Raw genomic sequence first — 878 nt, 5'->3', positions numbered from 1 at the left:
GGCCATTTCTTCCGTGAATGAGCGGAGGTTTTTACCCGGATAAGTATGTCTCCCTTCCCCAGACGACGTACCTCTTCGTACTGCAGGTCTTTACGTGCCGCTATCATCCAGTGACGATTTTCGCCGGCCTCATGCCAGGCGCTAAGCAGACCGAATGACGTGTAGCCCTTATCGAAGAGGGTCAGGCTGTTGTCGCACGCGCGTTCAATGAGACCTTCTGCCAGCACCATCTCATTCTCGTTCTGGCAGCCCATCGCGGCGCCGCTGATAAGATGGCTGGTGAGTTCCATCAGGCAGACCATGCGAACCTGCGGATAAGGAGAGGCGCCTGCCACCGTGCCTGAACGGACGAAAGCCTTCTCATTATCAGGTGTTTCTGGCGTGCGCCAGACAACGCCGTCAACAGCGTACAGCGTCAGACCACACCAGTCAGGGTGGGAAGTCTGTGCATTCCAGAGCTCGCTGCTCTGTTCGAAAACCCGCCGTACAGCGTCGTCCCCCAGCCGCTGCCTTGCCTGCACTACGGCACTGGGCGCAACGAAAGGACGGTTTCCCGGTAAAAGAATATCAAGGCGATTAACGATGGCGTGAAGGGGTTCTTTGCGCTCAAGGGCCATGCCGATGAGACACCAGACCATCATATCTGTAGTGAGTCTGCGCTTACGGAGCGTGACCGTGCCAGCTTCCTCAAGGCAGCGGCTGATGAGCGCAGGGTCAAGAACATCCGCGAGCGTATTCAGAGGATTACGAAGAGAATCGTAACGAGAGACGATATCAAGGGCCTGACTGAGCTGCATAAAAAAATCCGGAAACGAAGCGTTTCCGGATTCTTACACAGCCACTGGATCGTTCAACTGATCCTTAACTGATCGGCATTA

The 878-nt window shown here is 55.4% G+C and carries 1 protein-coding gene; it reads right to left on the bottom strand.

Annotated elements, in window-relative coordinates:
* Window positions 1-797 (bottom strand): IS4 family transposase (locus AC1MDE_RS25800; RefSeq protein WP_480345218.1); only part of this gene is annotated, 797 nt, incomplete at its 3' end.
* Window positions 798-878: the final 81 nt, after the last annotated feature.

The organism is Pantoea folii (assembly GCF_056678875.1).
The sequence above is the reverse complement of the archived record's forward strand: the minus strand, read 5'-3'. Positions and strand labels throughout refer to the sequence as shown.